We start from the raw sequence: 24,962 nt of genomic DNA, 5'->3' as shown, positions 1-24,962 counted from the left end.
TCCGCCGCAAATCGCGCAGCACCTTACTGGATGACGGTGAGAACTATGCGAGCTGTTGCGCATTCCTCGCCTCCGGTCGATATATCTGGATGTAACGCTACTGGCTACAGAGCCACACCCGCCCATAAATGGGCTCGAGATCTGCTCGGCCCTCCATCTGGAGCACGAGTTTGCCTCGAATGTGTACGTCCTTGGCGACGTTCCTCCCAAACTCGGAGTGTCTCGCCGACATTGTCGGTATAGGGATAACTCAATCCTGATTTATGCAAAGAGATGCCCCTTCGCGATTAAATCCAACAAACAATCTGCGCTCCTCGAGGAAAGCCGGAGAAATGGCGGGGCATAGGGAAGTTCGGCGATCACAGCGCGTCAGTATTGATCAGCTTCAGGCCGTTCGGCTGCCGCTCGATCGACATTGACAAAAGCCGGTGCCAACACTCCCGTGCTTGAGTTCCGACCAACGAATAGAGGGGCCGTTCCAGGAAAGCCGGCAACACTCGACAGACCATAATGGTAGGATCAAGGCATGGCCGAAGCCCCAGAGAATATCCCAGTGCAACTGCCCGATCCTGCATCGATCGAGGCGGTTGTCGCACGTCTTCCGGCCGGAATTGGCATAGCGGCGCTGGCGGCGGCAGTTACAAAGGCGTTTCCTGAATTTCAGTTTTCGACGGTTAGCATCAATGACCAAATACTGGCGCGATATGCGCTCGGTGATCGCCGCCGTCGACGGGACGCGGATTGCAGAACACCGGCGGCGGTCCTCAAGGATCTCAAAGCCTACGCCGAGATTCTGAAGCGTACCGGAGGCGCGACGAGTCCGATCGAGCCCGCCAAATTGCTCGCGCCGATGATCGAGCGTTTCATGGCGACGGATCGGGCCTTTGCGAAGGCACGGCGGAATGCTCCTCAGCCTGTCCCTGGGGTAGCGGAAAGATCCGGATAGCGTTCGCGAAGCATGTCGAGGAACGGACGCAGCGATGGGTTGCAGTTGTCCTGCCGCCAATAAGCGCGGAAGCTCAGCCGCGTTGGACCCTCGGCATCATGCACCTCGCGGAAGGTCACTCCCTGATACGCAGCGCCGGTCGCGCCTTCCAATGTCAGCAGGACACCCCAATCCGCGCCGACCAAGGTGAGAAGCCGGTCGAGCGCCACATCATGGTAGAGCAGCCGACACGGTTCGGAACCTCCCATCTTGCTGATGAGAAGCTTTAGCAGTTCCGGTGCCGGGCCGTGCTGTGACGACAGAAGCGCTTCCTCCCTAAGTTCGCTCCAGTGAATCACATCACGCGCCGTCAGCGGATGGGTCTGGGGGAGAGCAACGACAACACGTTCGCTCCAGAGCAACAGCGACCTGTCGCTCCATCTTGGAGTGGGTTCGGCCACGAAGGCGACGTCTATCGCGGAACTGGCGAGGTCGGACATTAGATAGTCTCTCGATCCGTCGACCAGTTGCCTGTCGACATCGGGGAAGCGGCGCCGGTGGTCGAGGAGAGTCGCCCGGAGATTGCCGGCCGAGAATGAGGCGTGGACGCCGATGGTCAATCGGCCGCTCTCGCCGCGCGAGTGGGTTTTGAGGCGAGCAGCGATCGCTTCCGTTTCATCCACGATGCGCCGGGCAGCATCGAGGAATTCCTGTCCCTCGATGGTCGGTCGCGTGCCGCCGTTTGTCCGCTCGAACAGAGTGACGCCCAATTTGTATTCGAGATCCCGCAGCCGGCGACTAAGAGTCGGCTGCTTGATTCGGAGCGTCCCAGCCGCTTGGCGTAGGCTTCGGTGCTGGGACGCGGCGATCGCCCAGCGTAGGTCACGAAATTCCACAGGCACGGTCGAAGCACTGTGGCGAGTTGCCGGTGACAAAATTTCCTCTTGAATGGGGCACTCCGTTTGCGTGCGTTGCTCCAGTACGTTCTTCAATTCAGCCGCGAGGCTCGAGGCACGATCCTTGAGGCTGCGATTGGATGCTGAAAGGCGCTATCGCTCGAATGCGTGCCATCCTTTGGTGCCCAATGACACCTCCGCGCTGAGTTGCTGTTCGGCGACCCGGAGAGGCCGGGTGAGATTGGCTTAGCGAATGTTGAGGACTCCTGCCGCCTGCCGCGAGATGCGCAGGCGGAAGCGCGCGCCGGCTCTCTGGGGATTCTGTTCACAATCGCGAGTTCCGCATCCAGCGTCGACACTCGTAGACTGACGTGCAAGAATTGGCTGTCGCTTCCCATGGCCCGACGTCGAGCAGATCGACCATGCTGCCGTCATGATCGACCAGGATCCTGCCTGCTCGCGGTTTGTAAGTGGCATACAGCGAACGCAGCAACGTCGACTTGCCGATCCCAGAGGGGCCTGCAGACAGACGCGCTCGCCTGATCGCACGTTAAGTGAGACGTCGTCGAACACGTCGATTTCTGCGCCGTCTTGGGTATGGAGCGTGAGCCTCTCTGAGAGGCTGCGAACGCTGACGAGGATAGTCATCATCAATGGCCTTTTCTTAGACCTGCATCACGGATGAGACGAGTAGTTGCGTATAGGAGTAATGGGGATCGTCGAGCACATGGTCAGTGAGCCTCCTCCTCCATCATCCACCCGCGCTGCATTACCATTAGGCGATCGGCGAGAAGACGCGCCACGCCGATATCATGCAGGTTATAAGCGCCTTCCGCCATGCACCTGGTCTCTATAAGACTGTTAAGAACGAGTAACGAGCGGTGCTCCGACTGACAAATAGGGACTTTTGAGTCGGTCATAGGAGAAACCTATGGGGAAACTTCCGGGGGGATTGATCTGCGAAGCACGCCCTCAAACCGCGAACCGTTTAGCCCCTCAAGATTTACGTATTGCTCCCACAGTAGCGAGCTAGTGACTCAACATCAGCTGCGGAGCTTTTTTAGAGCAGCGATGACGCGTATGACAACTCATCTCGACGATCTCTCGAAGAGGTCGCGATGAAGGCCATCCAGCAAAGGGAATACATTTTTGAGGTCGGGCCGGGTTTCAATCTGTTGCTTCGACAAAAATCGTCATGAAGGAGGAAATCTTGCCATTCTTGGGCCGTCGATAGACGGAGCGCGACTGCAGATTCTGTTTTGGTCGCAGTCTCGCTGGTCCGTGAGGAACCGGACCCTGGCTTCCTTGAACTCACCTGAAATCTTGTTTTCATCCCTCGCTTGAGACAACATAGGGAGAAGCGGGCACCGGTCAATTCCAGGATTGCAAGTCGATGGTCATGAATCTCCGGCAGATGGAGATTTTCCGTGCTGTCATGAGAGAAGGCTCGATTACGGGAGCGGCGAAGGCGCTGAATATCTCGCAGCCGTCAATCAGCGAAATCATTCGCAATGCCGAGGCTCGTTGTGGTCTGCAATTTTTCGTGCGCGATAAAGGCCGATTGAGACCGACGCCAAATGCATCGCGTCTCATAGACGATATCGATGCGGTGTTTCATCAGGTTACGAAAGTCAATCGGGTCATCGAATCGCTTCGATCAGATCGCGATGTGACTCTTATTTTGGGATGTACCTATTCATTATCGCTATCGCTCGCGCCGAAAATAATCTCGTTTCTCCATTCGCTCGAGCCCAAGCTGAAGTTGCAAATTGTGGTGGAGCGCAGGGTGGAGAGCGCGAATAAAGTGAGTTCTGGATCGATTGATGCTGCCATTAGCTTTCTTGCAGAAAGCTATTCAAACGTGGAGATCATCACCCTAACAACGGCAGCAGCGCGCTTCATTTGCACGAAGTCACATCCACTCGCCCAAAGAAAGTCCGTATCTGTGAGAGATTTGCGAAAGGAGCGCTTTGTCGGCTACTTTCCGTATCTTCAACTCCGCAAGCGAATCGATACCTTTTTTGGGGAGCATGGCTTTCTATTCAACCCGGCAATCGAAGTCGAGCAAATTGCGCAGGCTTGGCATCTGGTGAGATCGGGTGAGGGAGTTGCGATCGTCGATCCATTCTGTGATCTTCAAGTGTTTTTTCCGGAGATCGTTTCTGTTGGGCTGCGTGGCGCGCCTCTCATCCCCCTACAGCTCCTCGTCAAGAAAGGAAGAAATCTTACTCCGACATTGTCCTTGCTGGCCTCGAAATTCACAGAACTTGCCCAGGTGTCTTCCCGCGAAATGCCATAGGAGCATTGTCGAGTGGTAGGTACACACCAAGATCGAGGCGGTTGGCGGGGCGTTTATCCTCGGAGCTGGCGCGATCGCCGGCAATGACAACCGCAGGATCACCTGGCACCACATAGAAGATCGAAAAGACGATGAATCCAACGAGAGCGGGAACGGGAGCAGCTGAAACCAGTCGACGCACGATTTGAACGATCAGATCAGTCTCCTCTTGTATGAAGCCTTGAGACTGTCGGCGATCTTCTCTGCCATCATCAGGACCGGTACGTTGATATTGGCGCAGGGGATCGTCGGCATCAGCGACGCGTCACAAACGATTAGTCCATTGACGCCGTATACGCGGCCATCGGAAGCGGTCACCGCCATTCGGTCGTCAGGTGATCCCATTCGAGCGGTTCCGCAGGGATGCCAGACACCGCCAACGTTATGCGTGAGGAATTCGTCCAGCGCGTGATCATCATTCAAGAGCTGAGCCAGTGATGGCGTATCCCCTTGGATGATGCGCGCCAGCTGTCGACGAACAAGATCGCTTCGATCGATCAAAGGCGCTGCAAAATCGGTGATCATGCGATTTCGCAGACTGGGAGCTAACAGCTTCTTTATTCGTGCCGAGAAAGTTGAGGGCACGGCAGCCCAGACGACGTTCGCAAGCCTTGGGTGCGTCACAGCTCTGGCGGACAGCCGAAATGCGTCGGCCAGACGGCGTAGATCTCGGACGTCCGAAAGCATCTTAAACTCAATCTGAGCCGGCGTTCGGCGGTCGGCGGACCGCAGCCGCACGTGGCCCGTGGAATACGACTTGTTGACCCATGAGAACAGGTTGGCAAGCTGACCGCCGACAGCATGCCAGCCTGCGCGGGCGACGATGCCGGTGTGCATGTCGCCGGCGGGAGTGCCGTCGAGAGCGGACGTCCATCGAAGCAGGCTTTGAATGTGGTAATTCTCGCCGGCCGGCAGACGCGCTTCCGGAGAGAGGAGCGCCGTAACACCGACTGAGGGATGTTCCATCAGGTTTCGACCGACGCCGGGCCGATCGACCGTGACTGTAAAGCCAAGATTGACCAGATCTGCCCCTGGACCAATCCCTGAACGCAAGAGGAGTGTCGGCGTTTGGAGCGCACCGGCACAGAGGATCGTCTCGTGAGCGCGCACGATCTGAAGGTTTCCGCCTTCATCCATAAATTCCGCTCCCGTCACCGCGCCATCCGAAGCGATGAGTCGCGTCGCAACCGTATTACAGCGGATCTCAAGCTGCGGCCTTCGTCTCACTTCGTCGCGCAGATAGGTCGTTGCGGTCGTTGCGCGATAGCCGGAGCTATCAAGGTTGACGGCGGTCGGGTAGATGCCGTCCTGCCAGATGCCGTTCTGATCTTGTCTCCTCTGATATCCAAACGATGACAGAGCATCGTGGATCGCGCGGGTAAAGCCAGTGAAGCTTGCCGGATCGATATGAGTGATGGGCCAGGGTCCGTCGGTCCCATGCAGGGCACCATCGCTTGAATATATCGCCTCCGTTTCGAGTTTACGAAAATAGGGCAGGACGTCGTCCCAGCCCCATCCGCTGGCGCCGGCGTCCCGCCATTGATTGTAGTCGTCCGGTGATCCGCGGTTCGATCCGATGCCGTTGATCAGCGAACCGCCACCCAAGCCTCGAGCCTGTTCATAGGGAGTTTTTGGCCGGTTCGAGCGCCGAGCCTTTTCCGTAAGCCTAACCGTCAAACCTTCCCAGGTGAGATGTTTGTCGAAGTACGCGCGGGCCGGGTAGGGTGACCTAACGTGTGGAGGAAGTGTCTCCTCATCGAAGCTGGATCCAGCCTCGATGAGGAGAGTGCGAAGGCCGTGGACCTCGCTCAGCCGCGACGCGACGACGGCACCGGCGGAGCCGCCGCCAATGATCAGATAATCGTAAACGGGACCGGTTTGTGCCATGGTCTTACCGCACGAACGATCGGTCGGCCTTCGTCGCAATCATTTCTCGACGTTCCAGAACACCGGCATCGGCGTATTGAGGAAACCCTCGAGGCTCTTCCTGAAGCGATCGGTGAAAAGGACTTGCCAAGAGGCACAACTGGAAGGATCTCTATTGAAAGTTCTGGAGCGTGTTGATCGAGCTCTTGGCGGCCTGTGGCGTGCCAGTGGTCGCCCAGGCATCCTCCGACGCCGCGCCACCATCTCGTGCTGAAGCTCTTCGTCGAGCATCGGCTCTGGTCTCCGCAAAACCGCTAACGAGTAACGCGCGGTGCCCGTACTGACAAATAGGGACTTTTGGGTCGGTCATAGGGGAAGCCTATGGGGAAACTTCCTTGGGGTGGGATTGACTGGCGGATGGCCGCCGAAGATGCTTGCATCCAAAAACCGGGCCTTATGGACACCACTGGTCGGCGTCGTCCGGGCAGGGAGGCTGAGACAGCAGAACGAAGATACGGACTGCAGTACAAGTGCCTCGCAGGCCTTAGGCAAGGCCATGGCAGCGGATGCCGCCATGAGAATCGAACTGAGGACGGCCGCCGGTTCCGCGGGCCGCGAAAGGACGTTGAGCGCGACCTAAGTCGGTTATGCAAGCTCGTACCTCGGCGGTGTGCCCGGCGCGCGTTTTCGGGCGGGCATCATTTTCAGGGCCGAAAGCCGCACGCTGCCGCTGCATCGATGCGGTCGAATTCTGTGATTTGCGCGCTGTGCCCCTGTCGGTCCCGTGGGCATAAAGTCGTTTTGCGCGAGCAGTGTTATTCTTTCTTGGATCGTCGATTCGCTGGTTTGCGGCCTTTAGGCAAGGTCTTGGGTGTCGTCGCGCCCCCTGGTTGGCTGAACAAAGAACTCAGACAAATGAACACCCAGCGTTTCGGCGAGCCGATCGCTTCCGCGCTTACGCAACACGAAAGCAATTTATTGCGGGCGCGGGCCGCCTGGATCGGCGTAAAAGCCGTCGCGAGGATCGTGCGAGGCAAATGTGCAACCAGTCGAAGTCGAACTACGTCATGATTCCACGGCGCTGGCGTTGACCTGGCCGGATTGCGGCACGCGCCTGCTCAGTGCGGAAACGCTGCGCCGCGCCAGCCGTGCGGCCAGCGAAATCCGCCGCCAGGTTGACGGCATCGAGCTCATGATTCCCCCGCAACTCCATGTCGCGGCCATCGAGCCGATCGGGAATTACGCACTGCGGCTGTCATTCTCTGATGGGCACAAACGAGGCATCTATCCTTGGTCCTATCTGCGTGAGCTCGCAGAACGGCAGCCAGCCTGAGGTCGCGAGATGGACGAGATTAATGACGGCCTGGCTGAAGTGGCCTGCGACGTTCTGGTGATCGGCGGCGGGACGGCGGGACCGATGGCGGCGTACAAGGCCAAGCGGAGGAATCCCGCGGCGCGCGTCGTCTTGCTGGAAAAGGCCAACGTCAAGCGCTCGGGTGCAATCGCAATGGGTATGGACGGCCTCAACAACGCGGTGGTTCCGGGCTACGCGACGCCCGAGCAATACACCAGGGAAATCACAATCGCCAACGACGGCATCTGCGACCAGGCGCCAGTTTACAAATACGCCTCACGCTGCTTCGATATCATCCAGGAACTCGATCGCTTCGGCATCAAGTTCCAGAAGAACGAAAACGGCGAGTTCGACGTCAAGAAGGTGCATCACCTCGGCTCTTACGTGTTGCCGATGCCGAATGGCGATACCGTCAAAAAGGCACTGTACCGGCAGTTGCGCCGCGAGAAGGTGCTGATCTCCAATCGGTACATGGCAACGCGCCTGCTGACAGGGCGCGACGGCGAGATTGCGGGCGCCATTGCGGTCTCAACGCGTAGCGCAGAATTCCTCGTGCTGCGTGCGAAGACCGTAATTCTCTGCGCCGGCGCGGCGGGACGGCTTGGCCTTCCGCAGTCCGGCTACCTCTGGGGCACATACGAAAATGCCACCAATTCCGGCGATGGCTATGCGATGGCCTATCACGCCGCAGCCGGGCTCGCGAATCTCGAATGCTACCAGATCAATCCGCTGATCAAGGATTACAATGGCCCCGCTTGTGCTTACGTGGCCGGTCCGTTCGGAGCCTACACGACCAATAGCGGCGGCAACCGCTTCATCGAATGCGACTACTGGTCCGGCCAGATGATGCAGGAGTTCTATGACGAGCTGCAATCGGGCAAGGGTCCCGTGTTTTTGAAGCTCAATCATTTGCATAGCGACACCATCGGCAAGATCGAGGGGATCTTGCATCATGTCGAGCGGCCCTCACGCGGTCGTTTCCACGAAAACCGCGGCACCAATTACCGCCAGCGCATGATCGAGATGCATATTTCCGAGATCGGCTTCTGCTCAGGCCATAGCGCATCCGGCGTCTATGTCGACGAGTTCGCGCGAACCACGGTGCCAGGACTCTATGCGGCCGGCGATATGGCGAGTGTACCGCATAACTACATGCTCGGCGCCTTTACCAACGGCGCGGTTGCCGGTGAGCACGCCGCCGAGTTTGCGGCCGATATCGATCTTCCCAACTATGACCCTGGCGACGTCGCACAGGAACGTGATCGTGTGCTGGCGCCGACGAAGCGGGAGGACGGGATTCCGCCGAACCAGCTCGAATACAAGACGCGACGCTTCGTGAACGACTATCTTCAGCCGCCGAAGGTCACGGCGAAGATGAGGCTCGGGCAGGCTCGATTTGCCGAAATCCGCGACGATATGGAAAATGCCATGGTGGCACGCGATGCGCACGAATTGATGCGCTCGCTGGAGGTCGCCTCGATTCTCGATTGCGCCGAGATGGCGGCGTTCGCCTCCCTGTTCCGCACCGAGAGCCGCTGGGGCCTCTACCACCACCGCGTCGACTATCCCGAGAAGAATGACGGCGAATGGCTTTGCCACACCATCCTGCGCAAGCAGAACGGGTGCATGACCGCGGAGAAGCGGGCGATCGCACCCTATATCGTCCCGATCGACGAATCCGAGCGTTCGGCTTACGGCCGCCAGCGCATTCGCCAGCACGCATAAAATATGGACTCCATATGCCGATTGCTCATACGCCTACAACCGTGCCGGTCGTCGTCGATGAGGCCAAATGCATCGCTGACAAAGGCTGCACGGTTTGCGTCGAGGTCTGTCCGCTCGATGTGCTCAGGATCAGCGATCTCACCGGCAAGGCCTACATGAAGTATGACGAATGCTGGTACTGCATGCCCTGCGAGGCCGATTGTCCAACCGGCGCCGTGACCGTCAACATTCCCTATCTGTTGCGTTGACATGACCGCATTCGAGCCATTCGAGGCCTTCGGTGATCTCGATGAAATCTCGGAACGGCTGCAAAGCCCCGACCCATCGGTCCGCCGTCTTGCGGTCATCGAACTCGTGGAGACGTCGACGGATGAAGCCGTGCCTCTGCTGGCGCGAGCGGCGGGTGACGCCGATGCCGGGGTCAGGCTGCAGGCCGCTCGTGCGTTGGGAGATTTTGATGGCCTCGACGTGGCCAAGGTGCTGACTGGCATTCTTGTCGATCCCGAAACTGGCGTCGCGCAGGCGGCTGCGGACAGTTTGGCTGAGCTCCGCGACCCCGCGGCAAGCGCCATCCTGCTGCCCCTGTTGGATCATTCGTCCAGCTTCGCGCGGGCCGCGATTCTTCGCGCTTTGAAAGCACTTCAAGTCAGCGCATCGCTCGGGCCGGCCGTGGCCGCACTCGATGACGACGACCCTGCCGTGCGCGCGCAGGCGGTCGGCGTGATCGGCTATCTCAAGCTCACAGATGCGCTGCCTTCTCTCGTCCATGCGACCAATGACAGGCATCCCGATGTCAGGCTTGCTGCGGTTGATGCCCTGTCATTTGCTCGGAACGAGGCTGCGGCCCAGGCGGCTGCCGACGCGCTGTCGGACCCTGAATGGCAGGTAAGGGCAGTCGCCGCCGAGACGATCGGACGGATCGGTCAGGCCTCCGTAGCGGCGGGACTCACTGTTGCGTTGAACGACAGCTATTGGCAGGTTCGTCAGAAAGCTCTGCAAAGTTTGGGCAAACTCCGGGTTCGGGGAGCGGTGGGCGCCATCGTTCATTTCCTCGATGACGAACTCCCGTCGCTCCGCAAGGACGCTGCCGCCGCGCTTGGCGAGATCGCCGATCCCTCAGCGCGCGACGCGCTGGTCGCAAGCGCGCGCGACAATGATCCAGACGTCAGGAAGACCGTAAGCTGGGCGCTCCAACAGATCGAGGCGCGCGCTAATCCTTAAACAGGATCCTCTTGAGCTGATCAAGCCGCTTGATACGGATGACGTTGCCCTCGATGCTGATGATGTGCTTGGTCTGAAAACGCTTCAACATCATCGTGACCCATTGGCGCGTCGAGCCGACCATTGCGGCGATCTGGTCGTGGGTGACCTTGCGGTTGATCAGGACAGTGTTGCCATCCGCAATTCCGTAGAGTTCCGCAAGATTCAAAAGATATTGCGCCAACCGCTCGATCACGGAGCGCGTGCCCAACATCTGCGCCATCGAGGAGTAGCACTTGCCCTTGGCGATCAACCCATCGATCATGGCCAGTGCGAAAGTTGGCATCTGCACAAGGAGCTTTTGCAAGGTAAGGCGGGACAATGCGGCGATCTCGCAGTCCTCAATGGCCACGCCGGACCACATGTGCACAGCGAAGCCCGAGATCTCCGGCCCTCCGATGAAATGTCCGGGGGTCCAATAGGCCAAAGTGATCTCCCGGCCGGAGGGGGCAGTGTAGTAGACCCGGACCTGGCCGCGTCTGATGATGAAAATTCCGTCATGATGTTCGCCTTGGCTGAACACCATCTCTCCTTGTGGGACGGACACGGTTCGGCCGGCAGCGAGCACCTGTGTCGTTTCGACGGCCGACAAGCGATCAAGGAAATGGGCGCCGACGTTAAGCCCCTCAATGCTCTCACTCAGGAAGAGTGCAGTGTCGGTGGCGGCGAGCCGACGATCGGACGTGGCGACAGCCCGATGTCTGGGCCAGCCAAGCTGGACTGCGGCGCCAGCGCGCGCGATCAGCTCCTGGGTGTCAACTTCGGATGCGTCCTTCAGTATGGTCATTGCCAGCGGTTCGCCTTGCGATTCGCACCAAGCTAAGAGGCAGGCAAACACAAAGTCCATCTCTTTGATTGACGTGGAATGCACTTAGCAAAGTGATGTCCAATGTGTGTTGGTGAGCGAACGATTCATTTTCTCATAGCTGCGCAGTGAGAAAATATTTGGCGGTTCCCATTCGCGCATTGCGACAGAATTGAGATGGCGCGAACGGAGCAAGTCGCAACGCAAGTAATTGCTTCGGCGTGCACGAAGTCGGCTCAATAGTTGGTGCCGGATTTGCTGGCGGTCATCTGCCCGCCATCAGCAAGCGGAAGAGGGGGCCAATGATCTCGTTAAAACTTGTCACACTGACCGCCGCGGTCGCCCTGGTGGCGATTGGCGGCATGGGCATTTCGCATGCCGAAACCATTCGCGTTGCTGTCGGGACGCAGGATACGACGATCAATTGCGCAACCGGCGGCCTTCTGATCCGCCAGTTGAAGCTCTTGGAGCAATTCCTGCCACATGACGGGAAATACAAGGACGTCACCTACGACATCCAGTGGAAGAACTTTACGAGCGGTGCGCCGCTGACCAACGAAATGGTGGCCGGAAAGCTTGATTTTGGAGCGATGGCGGACTTCCCGGGCTCGCTGAACGGGGTGGCCTTCCGGAAAGCCGGCCGGCGCAGCCTCTTCATCGGCGTGTTGTCGGGCAGCACCAAAGGCAGCGGAAATGGCATCGTGGTGCCGTTAAATTCACCGGCAGAGTCGATCGCGGATCTGAAGGGCAAGACGATCTCCGTTCCGTTCGCCTCGACGTCCCATGGAATGCTGCTCCGCGCTATCGAAGCGCAAGGATGGGATCCGGAAACCGACGTCAATATCATTACCCAGGCCCCCGAGGTCGCCGGGCCCGCCTTGCAGGCGAACAAGACCGAGGCGCATGCGGACTTTGTACCATTTGCGGAGCTGTTTCCGTGGCGTGGCTTTGCTCGCAAGATCTTTGACGGCTCGCAAGCGGGGGCGCCGACGTTTCACGGCGCTTTGGTGGATGACGACTATGCGCAAAAGTATCCGGAGATCGTCACCGCCTATTTGCGGGCCGCGCTCGAGGCGGACCGCTTGATCGCAGAAGATCCCGAGAAATACAGCGAGTTGATCGAGAAAGTGACAGGTATCGAGGCCGAGGTCGTTTACCTCTTCCATGGGCCGCTCGGGTTGCAGACTCGTGACCTCACTTGGAAGCCGGAATACCGGCAAGCGGTTGCGACGTCGATCGAGACGTTGAAGCACCTCAAGCGCACCGATAGTGATCTCGACGTCGACCAGTTCGTGACCGACAAATTCATCCGTGCCGCGTTTGCGCAATCCGGCCGCGACTATGAGACACAGCTCAAGGACTATGGCCAGCTTGCGCTCAAGGCGAAAGATGCGACAACGGGGGCCGCTATCACAGATGTCAGCCGGGTGGCGCAGATCTGGGTCAGGGATGAGCCTCAGGTTCGTCAGTACAGCTCGCCGGAAAGTGCCTTGAGGGCGGTGGCGGCGTTGGAGAAGGAGGGCAAGACGATCCGCGTGGTCTATGCCCAGGATCGCGAGAGCGGCATCAAACTTTTCGCAAGCCAGGCCTGGTTTGTGCGCTCACGAGACGGAGGGCTCAGTGCGTTCCTGCTCAAGGATCGTGCCGAGAAGTGGTCGACGAAGCATGGCGGACAAGTCCTTGACTACGCCGGCGCGCGCGATGCAGTCATAGCGAGCAGGTAATGGTCTCAAAACTCGGCAAGGATCGGTTCGTGCTGCGCTGGCTGGTACGCGGTCTTTCGATCGCAGCCTGCATTGCGCTCTGGCAGCTCGCCTCCGTGCTGCACGTCAATCTCGGCATCGCCACCTTCCGCAACGTGCCGCCGCCGACGGAGGTTGTGCAGTCGGCGATCGCGCTCGCGAAGTCGCCAAAACTCCTCGCGCATATCACGAGCAGCCTGTGGCGGGTGTTCGCGGGGTATGGGGCCGCGGTGGCATTCGGAATAGTCCTTGGCGTTGCGATCGGCCGCTCGCGCGCCGCCGGCGATCTCTTGCTGCCGCCGCTTGAACTGCTAAGGCCGATTCCGGCGGTCGCGTGGATACCGTTGTCAATTCTGATCTTCCCATCGTCCGAATTGTCGATGATTTTCATCACCTTTGTTGGCGCGCTGTTTCCGATCATCCTGAACACGGTGCACGGCGTCGCCAATATCGACCGCAGGCTAGTTGCCTCCGCACGCAGCCTTGGAGGGCGGCCGGCCGCGATCCTATGGGAAATCATTCTGCCGGGCGCAGCGCCAAGCATCGTCACAGGCCTTGCCATCGGTATGGGGACGTCCTGGTTCTGCCTCGTCACGGCGGAGATGATCTCTGGCCAATTCGGCATCGGTTACTACACATGGGAGGCTTATACGCTGCAGAACTATGCCGATATCATCGTCGGCATGCTGGTCATCGGTCTGCTCGGCATGGGCAGCAGCTGGCTGTTGACGGCGGTGGGACGATATTTGATGCCCTGGCGGCACGCGGAGCTTGCGCGATGAACCTTCGGGTGTCGGATACTGCAGCGCATACGGTGGGATGGATCGACGTCAGCCAGCTCTCAATCTCTCTTGGAGAGGGCAAGGATGCTCTTGAGGCGGTATGCGATCTCGACTTTACGGTCGCCCCGGCTGAGCTCGTCTGCATTCTCGGTCCGTCCGGCTGCGGCAAATCGACCTTGCTCGGCGCACTGGCTGGGCATTTGCAGGTGACACGAGGCAAGGTGACGGTGGACGGGCAACCGATCCTCGGTCCGAGCCCGGATCGGGGGATCGTTTTTCAGCAGCACACGCTGTTTCCCTGGAAACGGGTCTGGGACAATGTTGCCTTCGGTCCGAAGATGCGCGGTGTCGGCAAGGCTGAGCGACGCCGTGCCGCGGATGACATCCTCAGACTCGTCGGTCTGGAGGGTTTCGAGCACTTTTATCCCGCGCAGCTCTCCGGCGGCATGCAGCAGCGGGTCGAGATCGCGCGGGTTCTCATCAATCAGCCGCGGGTTCTGTTGATGGACGAGCCGTTCGGCGCGCTCGATGCCCAAACACGCTGCCTGATGCAGGAGGTGCTGCTTGACATCTGGACCAGGATTCCGACGACGACCATGTTTGTCACTCACGATATCGAGGAAGCGCTGTTCCTGGCCGATCGGCTCATCGTCATGAGCGCGAGACCGGGACGGGTGATCGATGAGATTCGCCTGCCATTTGGGCGGCCGCGGCACGCCGAGCTTGTCACAGAGAGCGAGTTCGTGCGTCTGAAGCGACACGTGCTCGCGCTCCTACGGCGCCCGGATAACGCTGCTTCGCTGCCACGTCTAAGCCCCCTCGGGATGGCTGGCTAGCTCGCGTCAGGACGGCAAAGCATGGTATGCCGGCGCGAACGATCGCAGAAATATGTCACGGTCAGTCCAACCAGAAGCGCTGTAATTTCCGGCGTCAGGCTGCCTGATGCGGAGCATCGGGACGGCGTCGAACTGCTTGCTCGGTGTTTTACATCGCCTGCGCTTTGCCGGCGCCCCTGGGACCATTGTGATAAATGGCATATTCCTTTTGACCAACGCGCGAGCCATAAAGATGGTCTTCAAAGACTTGGCTGCGCATCTGACGCTCTCCTGATGATAGCCGTCGACATAGACGTCACAGGTCGTTCATGGCTGGTTATGGCATAGAGATCCATGGGGCCCTCGAAATTCGGTTTGCATGCGGCCCTAGGTGTACCAGAGTGTGATGGCGTCTCTGCGGACGAACAGCGCCCAGGCCGTGTCCTGCTCAAGATTGCGAGATGTCGTGGGACAATCTGGCTGGGATGCTTCCATCCTGATTGCCGCGCGGCCAGCGAGAATATGACGTCGTGTTCAGTGAAGAGCTCAAGTGGCCTTACGAGCGGCCTTCATGACCACCACTGGGGCGCTTCAGGCTTGCGCTGCCATCCCAGAGGTCACGCGGTCAGCCGACCCGGAAGCGATCGCTCAGCAGCCTACCCGCGACCCTTTCGAGGACGATCCGCATGCCCTCATCCACGTCGACGAATCGAAAGACATGCACAGCTATGGGAGCTGTGTTTGCAATTCCGACCCCGGGCGAGACGTGCAGCACAACGTTCTCGGCTTCAGGCGGATAACGATAGCGTTAAATCCTTGTCGCGTTTAGAGCTCGTAGAGCGTCTCAGTGGTGCTCGACGGCATAGCCACCTCCATAACACGCGAAACGCAACCAGTGCGTTCGTTTTAGATGAAGGCAAAGACGAGCAGGCTCGAACAGAGTAGTGCGAGGCTGGTCGCGGTTAGCGCGAGGAGACTGCCGGAGACAAGGTCATGATTGCGCATGAAACACCCTCGATGACATCCAGGAAGAGAGAGCGGGAGTTCGCTGCCTTGCGCTTTGCAATCAGACCATTAGCCGATTCTGATTGCACTATTCCCGCTCCTTCCATGGTATATCGCATTTTCTCCGCGTTATTGGGGCGCACCTCGTAGATATACGGCGCGACGAAGAATGAATTGAGTTTTGCGAATTTCAACAGAAATAATGAGCCTTGCGCTCGTAGCCGGCTGACCACCCTGGAACTCGCCGTGCAACCTCGCAATTCGCGACCCACGATCCTTGAGGGCGACCTCATTGTTTTCGGCCTTACGACTGGGGCTGATTTACGCGAACGGGCGATATTCCGCAGCCCACGCCCCCATTGATTGTCGTAATGATAGGGTAAATTACAGATTCGCGGTGCTAGGCGGACTTTCTTAACTCGATTGGGGGCGCAGGTTGAGCACTGATGCGCAGCGACGGCCCTCGTCGTTCATGAGCTAGGTCATCTATTAGTTGCCCGGTCGTTTGGCATGAATGCAGTAGCGGTCACGATCGGCGTTGGATCTGTCGCACGATTCGCCAATCGGCGCGCAACCTGCTGGAAATCAGACTTCTGTTATTTGGATGGTTGCGGCTTTTCGGACGACCCCTTTCAGCAAGTTGGGTCACCTGGTCGGCCGGCTGCGTAGCGTCTTTGCTCCGCTTGCGACCTCGGGCAGCATTTCGACAGTCGGGTGGTCGGGCGTGTCGTCCTTCCAGCGTACCGATCCGAACGGCCTCTCCAGCATGCGGCGAACGCGTACCGGCGCAGGGCCGATGTGGAAGTGAAGTGCCCGCTGGTCTAGTGCACGTTCCGACTGGGTCGAGCGGTTGCGCCAGCGCAAATAGTCGAACCACGTCGGGCAGTGATAACGCTCGGTCCACAACTCGGGGTCGGCGATGTCGCGCGCGATCGACCAGCCATAGGCGCCGTTGCGCTGGCGAGACAATTGCACGTCCTGCATGACATTGTGAAACGCACGGGCATTCTCCTGTGCAACCCGGTATTCGATCTCGACAACGAGCGGCCCGCTGCGTCCGGTCAAGGCGAGCCGTACCTCGGGATCGGCGAGCACCTCAGCCTCTTCACCCCGCGCGCCGACGCGAGGCATGGGCAGCCAACGGCCGACGAGTGGTGAGGCGACCATCAGGGCGGCCGACACCAAGAGCGCAGTTTCGACCCCGGCCGCGTCGGTGAGATGACCCCAGCCCCAGCTGCCGACGGCGATACCGCCTGAACTCGCCGCCTGATAGGCTGCAAGTGAGCGTCCGGCCACCCAGCGCGGTGCCGACAGCTGCACTCCAATATTGAACACGGCCCACGCCATCATCCACACCGCCCCCGCCAAGACGAGTGCTGCCGCGGTCAATACAGGTTGGCGGCTGAGCGCGACCGCGGCGACCGCCGCGCCCATGGACAGGGTGCAGGCGCGAATCGCGGCCTCGCCGCTCATCCGCTTGCGCAGTTCGGTGATGTTCAGTGCGCCGACCACCGCTCCAAGGCCAAAGGCGCCGAGCATAATGCCGTAGGTCTGGGCTTCGCCATGCAGGAGATCGCGTGCCACCAGCGGCATCAGGGCGGTGATCGCGCCGCCGCCGACGCCGGTCACCAGAGTGCGGACCAACACGATCTTGATCGATGGCGAATTGCTGATGTAGCGCACGCCTGAGACTATCGCGCGGCTTAATCTTTCGGGCGGCAGGCGTGAGGGCGCGCTGATGCGTTTCCAAGAGAACAGTGCAACCATCAGCGGTAGATAGAGCAATGTGTTCAGTGCGAATGCGGCCACCGCGCCGGCAGTCGCCACCACGACCCCGCCGATCGCCGGACCTACGCTCCGCGCGATATTGTAGCTGATGCCGTTCAGCGCGACGGCCGCAGGCAGCTGCGCTTCCGATGGCACCTGTTCGCTAACCGACGATTGCCAAGCCGGTCCCATCAGCGCCATGCCGCTGCCGACAACGAAACAGAGCATGAGCAAGAGATTCGGTGTCGCCAGGCCGCGCCAGGCGACCACCGTCAGACCGGCTGCGCCCGCAAACGCGATGCCAAGCGAGACCAGCGCCACGATGCGGCGGTCATACATATCAGCGATCGCGCCAGCCGGCATCGAAATCAGCATCACAGGCAGCAACAGCGCGGTCTGCACCAGCGCGACCTTGTCAGCCGAGGACGTCACCTGTGTCATCGCCCAGGCTGCACCGACACCTTGAATCAAGATACCGAGATTGGAGAGGAGGCTCGCAAGCCAGATGCGCCGGAAGGTCGCGTGCCGCAGCGGCGCCGTGATGCCGTCGGCGCTACGCATCTGGACTTTGGCTGAATCGGTCATATCGGCTCGTGATGATCTACCATGATTTGATTCTGGTGCGGATCACACGGATGTTCCCGACGTGATATCGCGTTGAACGCCTAGCGTGGTCGCGAACTTCGCGATGCTTCGATCGTTTGATCAAGCGATGGTCTACTGCTCCTCGCCATAGACGCGCTAACAATCGAATGACTTAAACCTTAAACCTGCCTCACACCTGTTCGGTCATGCGTGCCGCTTGCTTGGTTCTGTTGATAGACTGTGCTCGCTGTCAGATGCATGTTTTGTCCGGAGCGGACAATTGTGCGCCTCTACGAGCGCGCCGGAATGCTCTGTACCGCGAAATGCACGGTGAATTGCGCTCTCGCTGCGAAGGACTCGACACTGCCGTCGGGACTTATCGATATCTCACACAAGTGTGCAGCGATTCGCGGAGATTATTGTCGCGTGCCGAGTGATTTCGTGACAGTGTGGCACACTGGGGTTCATCGCAATCTCGGGCGACGGATGGGCGAGAATGAACTCCATCAGAGAGCGGGTCTATCGCAGGGTGGAATGAACGTATTCGACAACTGCAATACCGACGCCGCCACTTGACCCCGCATATAATCTTCACCCTAGGGACGTGAACGTGACGGCATACCGTGGGCCAGTCTTTGACATGGCCGTGAAGCAATTCGAAGTCATCGCAGATTATCTAGGCATACCGCAGGACGCGAGAGCCCGGCTCCTGATGCCGAAGCGCGCGGTCACAGTCTCTTGTCCGATCCACCGCGATGACGGCACGACGGCGGTCTTCGAGGGCTATCGTGTGCAGCATCATCTGACGCTTGGCCCCACGAAAGGTGGTACGCGGTTCGCCGCGAGCGTTGATCTCGGCGAAGTCGCGGCACTGGCCATCTGGATGAGCTGGAAGTGCGCACTGGTCGGACTGCCGTATGGCGGCGCAAAGGGAGGAATCAACGTCGATCCGTCAAGCTTGTCCAAGCGCGAACTCGAGGTGCTTTCGCGTCGATATATGCAGGAGATGATCCCGTTCGTCGGGCCCCACACGGACGTGATGGCGCCCGACATGGGGACCAATGAGCAGGTCATGGCTTGGTTCATGGATACCTACTCCATGTATCAGGGACAAACGGTCACGGAAATCGTGACAGGAAAGCCCGTCAGCGCCGGCGGGACATTAGGACGTCGTGAAGCCACGGGGCGCGGTGTTGCTCATTTGGTCCATCGTGCTGCAGATGAGCGTGAGATCCGTCTCGATGGCGCAACCGCGGTTGTACAAGGATTCGGAAATGTCGGTTCGATTGCCGCACTCGAGCTGCACAATATGGGAGTCAAAGTGATCGCGGTCAGCGATCACACCGGTGCGCTCTATCGGCCTGCGGGCCTCGATATCCCCGAGTTGGTCAGGTATGCAGCCTCGCGAGGCAGCTTGAACGGCTATTCCAGCGAGCTTGCTTTGGATTCCATGGAGATGCTCACGTTGCCTTGCGACGTACTTGTTCCGGCCGCGGTGGAACGAGTCATAAATGGCAAGATCGCTGGTGAACTGCGCTGCCGGATACTTGCCGAGGGCGCCAATGGTCCGACCACGCCAGAGGCCGATCGAGTCCTCGAAAAGCGTCAGAACGAGATCTTCGTGATCCCGGACATTGTGTGCAACTCAGGAGGTGTCGTAGTTAGCTACTTCGAATGGGTGCAGGACCTTCAGCGACTGTTCTGGGAGGAGGAAGAGGTCATGCGGCGGGAATATCAGGTTCTGGATCGAGCGTTTGAGCGCGTATTATCGCGAAGCAAGCGGGACGAGGTCTTCAACCGCACCGCCGCTATGGCCATCGGCGTGGAGCGGGTACGCGGTGCAAAGGAGACGCGTGGGCTGTTCCCGTAGCCATGCTCAAGCACGTTCCCTTCGACACCTACTGGTTCGATAATCATGTTCGACATAAGCTTGCTCGCTGGAAAAGAGCGATGAACCAGGTGTCGTAGAGCCGACACGTTGCCTCCAAAGGGCACAGTGGCTCGAAACGCGCAAAACTGGTTCAGCAGCGGGCCTGAAGTTACTCTCCCGCACACGCGCCGGCTCCGGCGGGTCGACGAGCAGCGATCGAACACGAGTCAGAGCTGGACGAAGTGCTCGCCGCAGGAGCTACGATCTGCCGCGCACTCAACGGTCTTCCAGGCAATTCCTGGCGCTAGCGGTCAACGCCGACCTCGTGAAAAGCCGTACGCATGGGCAATCGGCGCCATAACCAGTCGGGCTCGGCCCCGGCTGCGCTGCCGCTGGCGCTGCTATTTCCCTTGAGACGATGCGCTTCGACATAATCGGAGTGCCGGACGCCGCATTTCGATTTGCACAGAACGGACCAACGAGCATGGGATACTCGCCCCCGCAGAGCGTCCCGTCCCGCGGGCTAGGCTTCACGGGAAGCAGGCGGTCGCGGGAATCGGCATCACGAACGTCCTGAGGCCGACGTTCATCAAATAACGCACGGATCTGCCACAGGCTGGGGCTACACACGTGACACTAAGCGAAAGGTTTGGACCTCGTAGTGGTTTTGCGGAGACAGTCAGAGACTGTCATTCCGCCTTGATGTGCTCAGCCTCGACGATCGGCCGCCATTTTCGATCTCGGCTTTTTGCTTGGCCCTGAGCGCTTCCGGCGTTTGCTGGTCCTGCGACGCGATGTCTTGGCCGAGCTCGGCCAAGCGCTCGCGCACCGTCTGGTCGGCGAGCGTGGTCGTCACAGCGGCATTGAGCTTGGTCACGATGGGCGCCGGCGTCCCCTTGGGAAGCCAAAGGCCGTGCCAGACCGAAACATGGAAGTCCGGTAGACCAGCCTCATCCGTCGTCGGAAGCTCCGGCGCGGCGGCAAGGCGCGTCTTTGCTGTGACCGCATAGGCTCGGATCGCACCGCTGCGCACGAACGACAGGGAATCCGCCGGCCGGGCGCATTGCCGCCGGTCCCGTGATTGCTGGGTACAGGCGGCTCAGTCTCCCCCAGAACCGAGCAAAAAGGCCAACGATCGGACTCTCCGATAACTAGCGCGTAAGCTGCACATGGTGAATGAGTGCGAGCCAGTCAAACAGAATCCGCTAGCGACCCAGTAATTTTGACTAACCCCGACATCTGGGTTGATTAATCGGGTGACGCCGAGAAGACACACTCAGGCGAGAAAGGAGATTGTCCGTTCGTTACGTACTGTGTTCGTCGGAACGCAGCCCAGCGGGGCTGAGGTATAGACACGCCGATCATAGCAGACTGCCGTAGCAGTCTCCCTGAAGCATCGGAGACGACAGATGAAGAGCGCGAATTGAAGCATGTCACCCTATGCCAAGATCGCGCTCTTCATCGATGGGCCCAATCTCCACGCAACTGCCAAGACGCTCGGCTTCGAGATCGACTACAAGCGCCTGCTCGGGGAGTTTCAGCGCCGCGGAACAGTGCTGCGAGCGTTCTATTACACGCCGATTATCGAGGATCAGGAATATTTGGTGGTCGGGCCGCTCCTCGATTGGCTCGACTATAACGGTTACGCGGTTGTCACCAAGCCGGCCAAGGAATTCGCGGACAGCAGCGGGCGCCGCAAGGTGAAAGGCAATATGGACATCGAGCTCGCGGTTGATGCCATGGAACTCGCTGAGCACGTCGACCAGATCATCCTGTTCTCCGGCGACGGCGACTTCCGTTCCGTGGTCGAGGCGGTACAGCGCCGCGGCGTTCGTGTCACCGTAATTTCGACCATCGCTACACCGATGCCGATGGTAGCCGACGAACTTCGGCGGCAGGCGGACGAATTTATTGACCTGGCGGAGTTGAAGCTCGGGCGCGCTTCGTCCGAACGGTTAGGTCCCAAACTGAGTGCCGGCAAGCGGCGTAAGTCAGCCAGCACAGAATCCATCGCAGAATGATGAATGGCAGCTATTTCGTGCAGGCAACGCGCCGTTTGGTGCTGCTCATTCTCCAGCACGTTCCCTTCTCGTGATACTTGGGTTCAGCGCGCATGCTCGACCGTGACGGTGCTTTCTGGTTTCAACTTGCGGGCTATCTCTACGCTGTGATGATGGCATTGTCTGTATTGTACGGCATTGGTCGATTTCTGACGGGGGATTCTCTTCACTTCGGATGAGTGAGCAGCGTGGCACTTCTGCGAACTTCGTGGAGACAAAGTGATCATCGTTGCATATGCCGCGTTTGACGAGACGGAAGCAAGAACGTTCAGGCCACACGTTGTGCTGGTTGATCGAGAAAATCGCATCTTGCCAGGCTGAGACCGAAAACGCTGATGTTGGACCCTGTTTGTTTTTATTTGGCGGCCAATGGAATTGCGCCCGGTAGATGGCGACCAAGGAGTGAACGATGAACTCGACCCACGCGGCCAAAATGACCGATTATGTTGCCGCCCTGCGCGCCTTAGAAGATGACGACCGGCTGCGCAGCCTCAAACCGCGCGCTGGCATCGATTTTTCATCAAACGATTATCTGGGACTGGCGAGCGCCCCGCGCATGAAAAGGGCTGTCGTGGCCGCGCTCGAGGCGGGCACACCGATCGGAGCCGGCGGGTCGCGGCTTCTGCGCGGCAATTGTGAGGAGCACGAAAGTCTCGAAGCAGAGGCTGCAAGGTTCTTCGGGGCGGAGACGGCGCTCTTCTTCGGCGGCGGTTATGTTGCAAATTTTGCCGTCTTGACGACGCTGCCGCAGCGGGGCGATCTGCTTGTTCTCGATTCGCTCGTGCACGCGAGCATTCACGAAGGCGCGCGAGCGGGCCGGGCCGATTTTCGCATAAGCGCCCACAACGACCCCGAGTCGGTCGAAAGCACAATTCGCGATTGGCGCGCGAAAGGCGGAACGGGGCGCATCTGGATCGTGGTCGAAAGTCTCTACAGCATGGATGGCGATTTCGCACCACTCGGAGAGTTGGTCGCTATGGCGGACCGGTACGAAGCGTTCCTGGTCGTGGATGAGGCCCATGCCACAGGCGTTTACGGCAAACAGGGACGGGGACTCACCGCGCCCTACGATGGGCACGAGAACCTCTTGGTTGTTCACACCTGCGGTAAAGCGCTGGGCGCGGCCGGCGCACTCGTCACTGCTTCCGGTGTGCTGCGCGATTTCATGGTCAATCGCTGTCGGCCCTTCATCTTCGCGACCGCGCCGTCACCCTTGACAGCCGTCGCCGTGCGGGAGGCTCTCATAATCCTGCAGGAGGAGCCTGAGCGACAGCGCCATCTGGAAAATTTGGTAGCCTTCACGCATCGGGAACTTGTTGCATGCGGCCGTCCGAGCCCTTCGAACTCACAGATCATTCCTTACATTGTCGGCGACAATGCGCGTGCGATGCGGCTCGCTTCCGCACTGCAAGCGCGTGGCTTTGACATCCGCGGAATCCGGCCACCCACCGTGCCCAAGGGAACGGCGCGGTTGCGAATTTCCCTGACGCTCAACGTCACGGAAGCGGATGTATCCCACATGCTTGATGCGTTGGTCGAAGAGACGGGGGCGACGCGCGGTGAGGGCCGCGGGTCTGGTCACTGACCCGGATACCGGGATCGGCCAAACGGTCCGCAAAGCTCGCTGATCGGCGCACTCATCGACATGGATTGACGTCGCCACTCGGCCGCGGCGTCGGAACCGCTCTACCTCTCTATCAGAGTGAGCATCCGGGCTAGGATCATCAGCTCGGGGATCGAATGCCCGGGCGATGCCTACTGTAGACACGCCGAAGGCGTCGGCCGCCAGCCCGGCGGCGCGCTCGACGAAGGCGCACGGCCGCCGCCTAACGAAAGAGTCAAGTTAAATCGGTAATCGGTATTTGCTCGAAAATATCAGGAACCCGAAAGACGACGGCTACGTGGTCGCTTGGTTGATCTGCCGTCCCGCACCCTCATCGAAGGAAGATGCTTGGCGAAAATCCTAACCGGTCCCAAATCGCCCCTGTATTGGTCTGACGCGACTCCCTCGATCAGTTTGCGATGGCTCCGAAAGACTGCCTCGTGAGTGAGCCTAGAGCGGTTTCCAGTTGATATGAATCGGAGCGGTCACGGGGGATTCCCTTGGACCCGCAAATCAGATTCGGTGTCTCCTGAGGCAACACGCGGGGGCACGCGATGGCGAAGGGATACTCGAAGGACCTCAGGGTGCGTGCGATTGAGCTTGTCGAGTCCGGCGAAAGCGCACGCGAGGCGGCGCGCATTCTCAATCTCGGCGCTTCGACCACGATCCGATGGATGGATCGCTGGAGGAAGACCGGAAACGTCGCCGCCAAGCCCGGAACCGGGCACAGCCGCTCGCCGTTGGAGCAACACAAGCAATGGCTGATCGAGTTGATCGCCACGGAGCCGGACCTGACGCTCGAGGAAATCCGCGTGCGTCTGCGCTCTGAGAGAAAGCAAAAGGCCGGCATCGGTTCGATCTGGCGCTTCTTCGACCGTCACGACATCACCTTCAAAAAAAACACTGCACGCAGCCGAGCAGGATCGGCCTGACATTGCTGCCGAGCGCGCCGCGCTGAAAGCCGAGCAGCCCAAGCTGCGGGCGCCGCGCCTCGTCTTTATCGACGAGACCGCAGTCACGACGAAGATGGTCCGGCACTATGGACGGTCTCCTCGCGGTGAGCGCCTCGTCTCTGGCGTGCCCCACGGTCACTGGAAGACGCTGACGCTTGTTGCCGCGCTGCGTATCGACGGCCTCACAGCGCCCTATGTCATCGACGGTGCGATGGATGGGCCATCGTTCCTGGCTTATGTCGAGCAGGTCCTCGCGCCGACCTTGCGCAAGGGCGACATCGTCTTCATGGACAACTTGCGCACTCACAAGATCGCCGGCGTCCGCGAGGCGATCGAGGCTGTCGGCGCCCGCGTGCGCTATCTGCCGGCCTACTCGCCCGACCTCAATCCAATTGAGCAGGCCTTCTCCCGGTTGAAGGCAGCGCTGCGCAAAGGCGCCATCCGCACGGTCCAAGCCCTGCTCAAACTCATCGGCAAGCTCGTCAAGTCGTTTGCGCCGCAGATGTGTGCCAATTATTTTAGACATGCTGGGTACACCAAGTGATCCACATCATGTGGAAAATGCTCTAGGATCTGCCCACATCTCTCCCAAAGCGGACAACGCGGCATTG

General features: G+C 59.5%; 21 protein-coding genes and 2 pseudogenes. 15 read left to right on the top strand and 8 right to left on the bottom strand.

The window, feature by feature from the left end:
* The first annotated feature begins 526 nt into the window (after positions 1–526).
* Positions 527–946 (top strand): DUF2274 domain-containing protein, encoded by a 420-nt coding sequence (locus P6U30_RS28240; RefSeq protein ID WP_407166111.1) that lies wholly within the window; start codon positions 527–529, stop codon positions 944–946.
* Here the strand turns inward: P6U30_RS28240 and P6U30_RS28235 are convergent.
* From P6U30_RS28235 to phnK, 3 genes and pseudogenes are all read right to left on the bottom strand, one after another.
* Complete coding sequence (locus tag P6U30_RS28235; RefSeq protein ID WP_407170554.1) at positions 910–1,821, bottom strand: LysR substrate-binding domain-containing protein; 912 nt, start codon at positions 1,819–1,821, stop codon at positions 910–912. The genes P6U30_RS28240 and P6U30_RS28235 overlap by 37 nt on opposite strands.
* 325 nt (positions 1,822–2,146) lie before the next feature.
* Complete coding sequence (locus P6U30_RS28230) at positions 2,147–2,314, bottom strand: hypothetical protein (protein ID WP_407166110.1); 168 nt, start codon at positions 2,312–2,314, stop codon at positions 2,147–2,149.
* A gap of 171 nt (positions 2,315–2,485) precedes the next feature.
* A pseudogene (gene phnK / locus P6U30_RS28225) lies at positions 2,486–2,636 on the bottom strand (phosphonate C-P lyase system protein PhnK); the annotation flags it as partial.
* A 578-nt stretch (positions 2,637–3,214) separates the two neighbouring features.
* Here phnK and P6U30_RS28220 point away from each other — a divergent pair.
* The gene (locus P6U30_RS28220; RefSeq protein ID WP_407166109.1) at positions 3,215–4,120 is read left to right on the top strand and encodes a LysR family transcriptional regulator; all 906 of its coding nucleotides are present in this window, start codon (positions 3,215–3,217) and stop codon (positions 4,118–4,120) included.
* Here P6U30_RS28220 and P6U30_RS28215 read toward each other — a convergent pair.
* Positions 4,080–4,301: a hypothetical protein gene (locus tag P6U30_RS28215; RefSeq protein WP_407166108.1), complete on the bottom strand. Its 222-nt coding sequence runs from the start codon at positions 4,299–4,301 to the stop codon at positions 4,080–4,082. The two genes, P6U30_RS28220 and P6U30_RS28215, sit on opposite strands and share 41 nt — an antisense overlap.
* 11 nt (positions 4,302–4,312) lie before the next feature.
* The gene (locus P6U30_RS28210) at positions 4,313–6,046 is read right to left on the bottom strand and encodes a GMC family oxidoreductase (RefSeq protein ID WP_407166107.1); all 1,734 of its coding nucleotides are present in this window, start codon (positions 6,044–6,046) and stop codon (positions 4,313–4,315) included.
* Between the two features lie 1,066 nt (positions 6,047–7,112).
* Between P6U30_RS28210 and P6U30_RS28205 the strand changes: the two genes are divergently transcribed.
* Genes P6U30_RS28205 through P6U30_RS28190 form a run of 4 tightly spaced genes read left to right on the top strand, consistent with a single transcriptional unit; the run spans position 7,113 to position 10,325 of the window.
* The gene (locus P6U30_RS28205; protein WP_407166106.1) at positions 7,113–7,358 is read left to right on the top strand and encodes a gamma-butyrobetaine hydroxylase-like domain-containing protein; all 246 of its coding nucleotides are present in this window, start codon (positions 7,113–7,115) and stop codon (positions 7,356–7,358) included.
* Between the two features lie 9 nt (positions 7,359–7,367).
* Positions 7,368–9,104, top strand: coding sequence for a fumarate reductase/succinate dehydrogenase flavoprotein subunit (locus P6U30_RS28200; RefSeq protein WP_407166105.1), 1,737 nt, complete (start codon positions 7,368–7,370; stop codon positions 9,102–9,104).
* Positions 9,105–9,118: 14 nt separating this feature from the next.
* Entirely contained in the window at positions 9,119–9,352 is a 234-nt protein-coding gene (locus P6U30_RS28195) for a ferredoxin family protein (protein WP_291711105.1), read from the top strand.
* A 1-nt stretch (position 9,353) separates the two neighbouring features.
* Positions 9,354–10,325 (top strand): HEAT repeat domain-containing protein, encoded by a 972-nt coding sequence (locus tag P6U30_RS28190; RefSeq protein ID WP_407166104.1) that lies wholly within the window; start codon positions 9,354–9,356, stop codon positions 10,323–10,325.
* Here P6U30_RS28190 and P6U30_RS28185 read toward each other — a convergent pair.
* Entirely contained in the window at positions 10,315–11,151 is an 837-nt protein-coding gene (locus tag P6U30_RS28185; RefSeq protein WP_407166103.1) for a Crp/Fnr family transcriptional regulator, read from the bottom strand. The two genes, P6U30_RS28190 and P6U30_RS28185, sit on opposite strands and share 11 nt — an antisense overlap.
* A 380-nt stretch (positions 11,152–11,531) precedes the next feature.
* On the opposite strand from P6U30_RS28185, the gene P6U30_RS28180 reads away from it, so the two are divergent.
* From P6U30_RS28180 to P6U30_RS28165, 4 genes are all read left to right on the top strand, one after another.
* The gene (locus tag P6U30_RS28180) at positions 11,532–12,893 is read left to right on the top strand and encodes an ABC transporter substrate-binding protein (protein WP_407170553.1); all 1,362 of its coding nucleotides are present in this window, start codon (positions 11,532–11,534) and stop codon (positions 12,891–12,893) included.
* Positions 12,893–13,693: an ABC transporter permease gene (locus tag P6U30_RS28175; RefSeq protein WP_407166102.1), complete on the top strand. Its 801-nt coding sequence runs from the start codon at positions 12,893–12,895 to the stop codon at positions 13,691–13,693. The genes P6U30_RS28180 and P6U30_RS28175 overlap by 1 nt, the downstream gene beginning before the upstream one ends.
* Positions 13,690–14,529 (top strand): ABC transporter ATP-binding protein, encoded by an 840-nt coding sequence (locus P6U30_RS28170; RefSeq protein WP_407166101.1) that lies wholly within the window; start codon positions 13,690–13,692, stop codon positions 14,527–14,529. Before P6U30_RS28175 ends, P6U30_RS28170 begins: the two co-directional genes overlap by 4 nt.
* Positions 14,530–16,023: 1,494 nt before the next feature.
* Positions 16,024–16,182 (top strand): hypothetical protein, encoded by a 159-nt coding sequence (locus tag P6U30_RS28165; protein ID WP_407166100.1) that lies wholly within the window; start codon positions 16,024–16,026, stop codon positions 16,180–16,182.
* Here the strand turns inward: P6U30_RS28165 and P6U30_RS28160 are convergent.
* Entirely contained in the window at positions 16,159–17,865 is a 1,707-nt protein-coding gene (locus tag P6U30_RS28160) for an MFS transporter (protein ID WP_407166099.1), read from the bottom strand. The genes P6U30_RS28165 and P6U30_RS28160 overlap by 24 nt on opposite strands.
* A 610-nt stretch (positions 17,866–18,475) precedes the next feature.
* Between P6U30_RS28160 and P6U30_RS28155 the strand changes: the two genes are divergently transcribed.
* Positions 18,476–19,735, top strand: a complete 1,260-nt coding sequence (locus tag P6U30_RS28155) for a Glu/Leu/Phe/Val family dehydrogenase (RefSeq protein WP_407166098.1) — start codon at positions 18,476–18,478, stop codon at positions 19,733–19,735.
* 679 nt (positions 19,736–20,414) lie between these two features.
* Here P6U30_RS28155 and P6U30_RS28150 read toward each other — a convergent pair.
* Positions 20,415–20,768 carry a tripartite tricarboxylate transporter substrate-binding protein gene (locus P6U30_RS28150; RefSeq protein ID WP_407166097.1) on the bottom strand — a complete coding sequence of 118 codons (354 nt, stop codon included), beginning with the start codon at positions 20,766–20,768 and terminating at the stop codon, positions 20,415–20,417.
* 397 nt (positions 20,769–21,165) lie between these two features.
* On the opposite strand from P6U30_RS28150, the gene P6U30_RS28145 reads away from it, so the two are divergent.
* From P6U30_RS28145 to P6U30_RS28130, 4 genes and pseudogenes are all read left to right on the top strand, one after another.
* Positions 21,166–21,756: an NYN domain-containing protein gene (locus P6U30_RS28145; protein ID WP_407166096.1), complete on the top strand. Its 591-nt coding sequence runs from the start codon at positions 21,166–21,168 to the stop codon at positions 21,754–21,756.
* 249 nt (positions 21,757–22,005) lie between these two features.
* Positions 22,006–22,116 (top strand): annotated as a pseudogene (locus P6U30_RS28140) (aspartate 1-decarboxylase); the annotation flags it as partial.
* A gap of 88 nt (positions 22,117–22,204) precedes the next feature.
* A complete protein-coding gene (locus P6U30_RS28135; RefSeq protein WP_407166095.1) occupies positions 22,205–23,380 on the top strand; it encodes an 8-amino-7-oxononanoate synthase in 1,176 nt (391 codons plus the stop codon).
* Positions 23,381–23,952: 572 nt separating this feature from the next.
* Positions 23,953–24,895 (top strand): IS630 family transposase gene (locus P6U30_RS28130; RefSeq protein ID WP_407166094.1). Its coding sequence is split into 2 segments (ribosomal slippage): positions 23,953–24,291 and positions 24,293–24,895, totalling 942 coding nucleotides; the frame shifts between segments, so codons are not numbered across the junction.
* Positions 24,896–24,962: the final 67 nt, after the last annotated feature.

The sequence above is a fragment of the Bradyrhizobium sp. ORS 111 genome, assembly GCF_045571485.1.
Taxonomy (GTDB): Bacteria; Pseudomonadota; Alphaproteobacteria; order Rhizobiales; family Xanthobacteraceae; genus Bradyrhizobium.
This window is presented reverse-complemented; position numbering and strand designations above follow the sequence as displayed.

What these genes read in the sequence shown, in the direction of transcription:
- P6U30_RS28135 (WP_407166095.1), top strand. Translation starts at nt 22,205, where the DNA reads ATGAACTCGACCCACGCGGCCAAAATGACCGATTATGTTGCCGCCCTG.
- P6U30_RS28165 (WP_407166100.1), top strand. Translation starts at nt 16,024, where the DNA reads ATGAATGCAGTAGCGGTCACGATCGGCGTTGGATCTGTCGCACGATTC.
- P6U30_RS28240 (WP_407166111.1), top strand. Translation starts at nt 527, where the DNA reads ATGGCCGAAGCCCCAGAGAATATCCCAGTGCAACTGCCCGATCCTGCA.
- P6U30_RS28210 (WP_407166107.1), bottom strand. Translation starts at nt 6,046, where the DNA reads ATGGCACAAACCGGTCCCGTTTACGATTATCTGATCATTGGCGGCGGC.
- P6U30_RS28195 (WP_291711105.1), top strand. Translation starts at nt 9,119, where the DNA reads ATGCCGATTGCTCATACGCCTACAACCGTGCCGGTCGTCGTCGATGAG.
- P6U30_RS28170 (WP_407166101.1), top strand. Translation starts at nt 13,690, where the DNA reads ATGAACCTTCGGGTGTCGGATACTGCAGCGCATACGGTGGGATGGATC.
- P6U30_RS28175 (WP_407166102.1), top strand. Translation starts at nt 12,893, where the DNA reads ATGGTCTCAAAACTCGGCAAGGATCGGTTCGTGCTGCGCTGGCTGGTA.
- P6U30_RS28200 (WP_407166105.1), top strand. Translation starts at nt 7,368, where the DNA reads ATGGACGAGATTAATGACGGCCTGGCTGAAGTGGCCTGCGACGTTCTG.
- P6U30_RS28185 (WP_407166103.1), bottom strand. Translation starts at nt 11,151, where the DNA reads ATGACCATACTGAAGGACGCATCCGAAGTTGACACCCAGGAGCTGATC.
- P6U30_RS28145 (WP_407166096.1), top strand. Translation starts at nt 21,166, where the DNA reads ATGTCACCCTATGCCAAGATCGCGCTCTTCATCGATGGGCCCAATCTC.
- P6U30_RS28190 (WP_407166104.1), top strand. Translation starts at nt 9,354, where the DNA reads ATGACCGCATTCGAGCCATTCGAGGCCTTCGGTGATCTCGATGAAATC.
- P6U30_RS28160 (WP_407166099.1), bottom strand. Translation starts at nt 17,865, where the DNA reads ATGACCGATTCAGCCAAAGTCCAGATGCGTAGCGCCGACGGCATCACG.
- P6U30_RS28220 (WP_407166109.1), top strand. Translation starts at nt 3,215, where the DNA reads ATGGTCATGAATCTCCGGCAGATGGAGATTTTCCGTGCTGTCATGAGA.
- P6U30_RS28180 (WP_407170553.1), top strand. Translation starts at nt 11,532, where the DNA reads ATGGGCATTTCGCATGCCGAAACCATTCGCGTTGCTGTCGGGACGCAG.